Source organism: Micromonospora sp. NPDC049580 (assembly GCF_040675595.1).
Lineage (GTDB): Bacteria > Actinomycetota > Actinomycetes > Mycobacteriales > Micromonosporaceae > Micromonospora.
The window spans coordinates 1-5,646 of sequence record NZ_JBFAPG010000416.1 but is presented as its reverse complement, the minus strand read 5'-3'; the positions used below and the strand labels follow the sequence as shown (position 1 = coordinate 5,646).

Here is a 5,646-nt window from a genome sequence, read left to right as displayed (position 1 = left end):
CTCGATCGACCGGAGCCGGTCCGGCACCCCGGCGCGCCGGATGACACCGGCACGGGCACCCGTCCTCAGGGATGGAGCGCGTCGCCGGTCAGGCGGCGGTGGACACCGGACGACGCCGGCGGAACAGGAGCACCGCGCCCGCGGCGGCGGTGCCGAGGGGTGCCTCCGGCGGCGAGGGCGCCCGCGTCGCGACCGTCGCGGTTGTCGCCGCCCGAGCCGGCCGGGGCGCCACCGATCGGGGTGACGGTGAACGTGGCGCTGCCCGCCGAGCTGCCGTCGCCGCAGGTCGCGGCCACCGTGTACGTGCCGAGGGTGAACCCGGCGGTGAACAGTTCGGCGCTGAGGCCGCCGCCGGCGGCGGCCGTGGTGGATCGGACGTTCTCGTCGCGGTTGGGTCCGGTGACCCGGAAGATGACGTCACCCGACTTCGGGTTGCAGGTCGTCGCGGTGAGCACGACGGTTCCTCCGACCGGCGTGGTGGCCGGTGACACGACGGTGTCGGCCAGTGCGGCGCCCGGCAGCAGGAGCGTGCCGAGGCCCACGCCGAGCGCCGCAGAGCAGAGTGCTGTTGAGACCTTCATACGCGTCTTCCCTCACTTTTCGTCCGCTGACTGCGTGGGACGTCGTTCGGGTGGCCAACTCCGTGACTAGCACCGGTGTGCCCAACACTAGGTCGGTTGGGACCCCGATCAGGTGAAAATGAGAAACCTTCGTTGCCGTCACGTGTCCACCCGAAGGCGGGGGAGAGCAGCGCTTAGCCCCGGACGGCCCGAGGGGTGCCGGTGCTCCGATCGATGTCCCGCTCGGGTCGGGCTGTCGCGGCTGGGCCGATGGCGAGGTATGGCCCAACCACGGCGGGAATGCCCGCCGGCCCGCTCAGCCGGCTCGCTCAGCCGGCCCGCTCGGCCGGTGCCGGTTCGGGCATCGGCTCGCCGGTCTCCAGGAGGGTCTTGAGGCTGGCCAGCAGCTCCGGCCAGCCGCCGCTGCCGTCGAGTTGACCGCTGATCGCCCGGTGCATCTCGCTGTCCGGAGAGAAGTCGTCGTGGATGACGGTCAACCGGACGGCCGAGGGCCCGTGCGGCTCGATCTCGAAGGTCACCGTCGACCGGCGCTCGCCGAGCCGAGCGGCCAGCTCCTCGGTGGACCAGCCGAAGTGCTCGGCGTGCTCGGGTTGGAAGCCGTGCCAGCTGTAGGAGAGGCGACGGTACGGCTCGGCGACCAGCACCCGCTGGCCGAGATCGCGAGGCTCGCCCTCCGGCGCGTCCTGCCACAGCACCGGTGACCCGACCTGCCAGTCGGACACCAGCGCGACCCCACCCCAGTAGCGGCGGGTGAACGCGGGCTCCGTGAGCGCGGCCCACAGCCGCTGCGGGGTGGTGGTGACGTATGTCGTGTAGACGAACGTGGGGCTTGCCATGGGCTGTTCCTCCAATGCTGTGCTCAGGTCGGCGAGCGCGGCCGCCCGCTGCCGGTCGTAGCGGCTCAGCCACCGGTCGGCGATGGCGTTGATCGGGGCGGCGTTGAGGAAGTGCACCTTCTCCCGGCCGCGCCGGACGGTCGTCACCAGGCCGGCTGCCTCCAGCACCGACAGGTGCTTGCTGACCGCCTGCCGGGTCGTCGGCAACCCGTCGCAGAGCTCTCGCAGGGTCTGGCCGTTGCGTGCGTTGAGCCGGTCGAGCAGCCGCCGCCGGCCGGGATCGGCCAGTGCCCGGAACGCCTCGTCCATCCGCCGCCCCCTGAAAAGCAACCATTCGGTTGCTGATAACTTAGGCAACCGAATGGTTGCGTGTCAACCTCGCGCGGGGTCGAGTGGCGGGAGCGGCGTGTGCGGCCGCCGGGGCGGTGTGGCAGCGTGGTGCGGTGACCGATTCCGCCCCGCTCGACGTCGATCTCGCGCTGCTCGGCGGCGGGGGCGCCGCCTCGCTGCTGCTCGCCGCGCTGGACCGGCACGGCGTCCGCGACCTGCGGATCGCCGTCGTCGACCCGGTGCGCCGGCGCGGCCAGGACCGCACCTGGGCGTTCTGGGGCGACCCGAGCGCCGACCTCGACCCACTGCTGAGCGCGAGCTGGCGGCAGGTCGAGGTGGCGACGCCCGCGCGGCGCCGCATCCTCGACCTGACCCCGCTGCGGTACGCCATGCTGCGCTCCGGCCCGGTCTACGACCGGGCTGCCGAGGCCGAGCGTCGGCTGGACGCCGTCCGGATCGTCGCCCCGGCCGAGACGGTGACCGACGACGGCACCCGGGTGGTCGTCCGCACCGGCGACGGGCGTGTCGTACGGGCCGGCTGGGTGCTCGACTCCCGCCCCCGCCCACCCGCGCGAGCGGGGCGGACGACCTGGTTGCAACACTTCCGCGGCTGGTGGCTGGAGTCCGACCGACCGGCGTTCGACCCGCGGCGGGCGGTGCTCATGGACTTCCGCACCCCGCAGCCCGCCCGGGGCGTCTCCTTCGGCTACGTGCTGCCGGTCAGCGACCGCTACGCCCTGGTCGAGTACACCGAGTTCTCGCCCGGCCTGCTCACCGACGCCGGGTACGACAGGGCGCTGGCCGGCTACCGCGACCTGCTCGGGCTCGACCCGGCGGGGCTGCGGGTCCGCGAGGTGGAGAACGGGGTGATCCCGATGACCGACGCGCCGTTCTCGGCCCGGCCCTCGCCGCGCGTCGTCCGCCTCGGCACGGCCGGGGGCGCGACCCGCCCCTCCACCGGCTTCACCTTCTCCGCCATGTACCGCCAGGCCGACCAGGTGGCCCGCGCGCTCGCCGCCGGCCAGCCGCCCGTGCCGAAAGCCGCGTACCCGGCCCGGCACCGCTGGATGGACGCGGTGGCGCTGCGCGCGCTGGACCGGGGCAGCGTCGGGGGTCCCGAGTTCTTCGATCGGCTCTTCGACCGCAACCCGCCCGAGCGGGTCCTGCGCTTCCTCGACGGCGTCACCACCCCCGCCGAGGAGATCGCGATCATGAACTCCACCCGACTGCTGCCGATGATCGCCGCCACGGCCGGCGACGCGGCGCACCGCGTGCGCGACCGGCTGCGGCCCGCCCGGCCCGCGCCGGCCATCCCGGCGGCCGTGGTGGGCCGGCCGCTCCGGCCCGTCGCCGACTCGGAAACCTGACCCGGGCCGGTCAGCCCCGGGCGGTCACCCGGTCGCGGATCAGCACGCGCAGGTCCTCCATCGGGTCACCGTCACCGGCCCCGAGCAGCGTCTTCGTCGCCGCGATAGTCAACCCCAGCTCCGGGTACGCGTACGCGAGGCTGCCGCCGCTGCCGGCCGCGCCGAACGAACCGTCGTCGTCCACCGCGTACCCGAGGCCCCAGGTCGCCTCCTGCCCGAACACCCACTCCGGTCCGGGCGGCCCGTCCAGCGTCGTCGCCTCCCGCAGCCGGGCCGGCGAGATCAGCCGGACACCGTCCACCTCGCCGATCAGCGCCGCGAGCATCCGTGCCGCCGCCCGCGCGGTCATGGTGCCGGTGGCCGGCACATCGGCGGCCAGGACGTCGGCGCGGCTGCCGACCTGCGCACCCGGTCGGACGCCCGCCGGGGCGACCCGGTCGAAGTTCGGCAGGTTGGCACTCGCGTAGTCGAACAGCGCCGCCATGTTGCGGTCCTCGACACGGGCCAGCCGGCCCAGCTCGGCCGCCGGAACACCGAGGTACAGCTCGTCGGCCACACCGAGTGGCCCGGCCACGTCCTCAGCGAGCACCGCCGAGACGCGCCGGCCGGTCACCCGGCGGACCACCTCACCGACCAGCCAGCCGAAGGTCCACGCGTGGTACGCCTTCACCTCGCCGGGTGGGGCGATCGGCTCCGCGTCGGCCACGACGGCGCACATCCGGTCCCAGTCGGTGAAGTCCTCCGGCGTCACGTCGGCGGGCAGGACGGGCACGCCGGCGGTGTGGGTGAGCGCGTGCCGCAGGGTGATCCGCTCCTTGCCGTGCCGGGCGAACTCCGGCCACACGTCGGCGATCCGCAGGTCGTAGTCCAGCTCGCCGCGCTCGGCCAGCACGTGTACCACGGTCGAGGTGACGGCCTTACCGGTGGACGCGCTCCAGACCGGTGTGTCCGCCCCCAGTGCCCGGCCGGTGACCCGGTCGGCGATCCCGGCCTGCACAGTCAGGATCGGCTCGCCGTCGAGGTACGCGGCGACCTGCACCCCGGATTCCCGGCCGCTGGCGATCAGCTCGTCGATCGTCTGCCGTACGTCGGCCCGCAGGCCGTCCCAGTTCCCGTCCACGGTCGTCGACTCTGACAGAGCAGGCAGCGATCGCGCGCATGATTATCGGCCACCGGCGCGACCGGCGCGATGCCCTCAGTCGGTGAGCAGCCGCCCCCGCAGCCGAGCGGTCAACGACTCGTCCACGCCGAGACGGTCGGTGGCGTAGCCGACCACCGACCCGTACGCGGCGGTCAGGTCGGCCAGGAAGTGCCGGATGACGGCTTCGGGGGCGCGACCGTACCCGGGCCAGCGCAGCTCACGCTCGGGGTTCAGGGCCCGCCAGTCGGCGATGAGGCGCGCGGTGGCCAGCTCGGTGCGCGCGAAGTCGGCGACGATCTGCTCCTCGTCGACGCCCAGCAGGGCCAGCAGCAGCGCGGCCAGCAGGCCGGTGCGGTCCTTGCCGGACGCGCAGTGGAAGACCAGCGGCGCGTCGGCGGCGGCGATCACCTCCAACGCCTGGCGCAGCTCGGCGACCCCGTCCTCGGCGACCTCGGCGTACCGGTTGGCGAGGTAGCGCCACGGGTCGACGTTCTCCTCGATCGTCGCCTGATCGTAGGGGCGGTGCTCGATGCTGAGGTTGTGCCAGGCCAGCCCGTCGATCTGCGGTGCTCGACCCCGTGCGGCGATCTCCCACGGATACCGCAGGTCGATCACCGTGCCGACGCCGAGGGCGTGGAACCGGTCCAGGTCGGCGCCCGCCAGCTTGCCCAGCGAGTCCGAGCGGTAGAGCAGGCGCCAGCGGACCGTACGCCCGTCGTCGGTGCGGTGACCACCGAGGTCGCGGAAGTTGTGCAGACGGTCGAACGCGACGTGCCGGTCCATCCGGCAGACCCTAGTGCCTCCGGCCCCGGCGTGGCGGCCCCCGACAGGCCAGCGCGAGGTCACCGCCCGGTAGGTTGCCTGCCATGGTGGACGCGGCGGCCGGCAGGGGCGTGCAGATCTGGACCGACGGGGCGTGCAGCGGCAACCCCGGACCGGGCGGCTGGGGCGCCCTGCTGCGCTACGGCGACCACGAGCGGGAGCTGTGCGGTGGCGAGGCGACCCCGACGACCAACAACCGGATGGAGCTGATGGCGGCCATCCAGGCCCTGGAGAGCCTGAACCGGCCCGTCACGGTCGAGCTGCACACCGACAGCACCTATGTGCGTAACGGCATCACGAGCTGGCTGGCGTCGTGGAAGCGCAACGGCTGGCGGACGGCCGCGAAGCAGCCGGTCAAGAACGCCGACCTGTGGCAGCGGCTGGAGGCGGCCTGCGAGCGGCACGAGGTCACCTGGCTGTGGGTGAAGGGGCACAACGGTCACCCGGAGAACGAGCGCGCCGACGGTCTGGCCAACAAGGGCATGACCGAGGCGCGGGCGGCGCTGGCGAGCCGCTAGGGCCTGTTTCATAAGGGCGGTCGAGCCGAGGCGGAGTCCGGGCGGCGATCC

The 5,646-nt window shown here is 73.6% G+C and carries 6 protein-coding genes; 2 read left to right on the top strand and 4 right to left on the bottom strand.

Annotated elements, in window-relative coordinates; translation table 11 throughout:
• Nucleotides 1-65: 65 nt before the first annotated feature.
• Entirely contained in the window at nucleotides 66-581 is a 516-nt protein-coding gene (locus AB0J68_RS25655) for a hypothetical protein (RefSeq protein WP_363940738.1), read from the bottom strand.
• A gap of 308 nt (nucleotides 582-889) precedes the next feature.
• The gene (locus tag AB0J68_RS25650) at nucleotides 890-1,726 is read right to left on the bottom strand and encodes a metalloregulator ArsR/SmtB family transcription factor (RefSeq protein ID WP_363940736.1); all 837 of its coding nucleotides are present in this window, start codon (nucleotides 1,724-1,726) and stop codon (nucleotides 890-892) included.
• 134 nt (nucleotides 1,727-1,860) lie between these two features.
• Between AB0J68_RS25650 and AB0J68_RS25645 the strand changes: the two genes are divergently transcribed.
• The gene (locus AB0J68_RS25645) at nucleotides 1,861-3,114 is read left to right on the top strand and encodes a lycopene cyclase family protein (RefSeq protein ID WP_363940734.1); all 1,254 of its coding nucleotides are present in this window, start codon (nucleotides 1,861-1,863) and stop codon (nucleotides 3,112-3,114) included.
• Between the two features lie 10 nt (nucleotides 3,115-3,124).
• Here the strand turns inward: AB0J68_RS25645 and AB0J68_RS25640 are convergent, their stop codons facing one another.
• Nucleotides 3,125-4,234 carry a serine hydrolase domain-containing protein gene (locus tag AB0J68_RS25640; RefSeq protein WP_363940732.1) on the bottom strand — a complete coding sequence of 370 codons (1,110 nt, stop codon included), beginning with the start codon at nucleotides 4,232-4,234 and terminating at the stop codon, nucleotides 3,125-3,127.
• Between the two features lie 75 nt (nucleotides 4,235-4,309).
• Nucleotides 4,310-5,038 (bottom strand): tyrosine-protein phosphatase, encoded by a 729-nt coding sequence (locus AB0J68_RS25635; protein ID WP_363940730.1) that lies wholly within the window; start codon nucleotides 5,036-5,038, stop codon nucleotides 4,310-4,312.
• Between the two features lie 83 nt (nucleotides 5,039-5,121).
• On the opposite strand from AB0J68_RS25635, the gene rnhA reads away from it, so the two are divergent.
• Complete coding sequence (rnhA, locus tag AB0J68_RS25630; protein ID WP_007459445.1) at nucleotides 5,122-5,595, top strand: ribonuclease HI; 474 nt, start codon at nucleotides 5,122-5,124, stop codon at nucleotides 5,593-5,595.
• Nucleotides 5,596-5,646 lie beyond the last annotated feature (51 nt).

Excerpts from the sequence above, each read along its gene's own strand:
- AB0J68_RS25655 (WP_363940738.1), bottom strand. The coding sequence starts at position 581 with ATGAAGGTCTCAACAGCACTCTGCTCTGCGGCGCTCGGCGTGGGCCTC.
- AB0J68_RS25650 (WP_363940736.1), bottom strand. The coding sequence starts at position 1,726 with ATGGACGAGGCGTTCCGGGCACTGGCCGATCCCGGCCGGCGGCGGCTG.
- AB0J68_RS25635 (WP_363940730.1), bottom strand. The coding sequence starts at position 5,038 with ATGGACCGGCACGTCGCGTTCGACCGTCTGCACAACTTCCGCGACCTC.
- rnhA (WP_007459445.1), top strand. The coding sequence starts at position 5,122 with ATGGTGGACGCGGCGGCCGGCAGGGGCGTGCAGATCTGGACCGACGGG.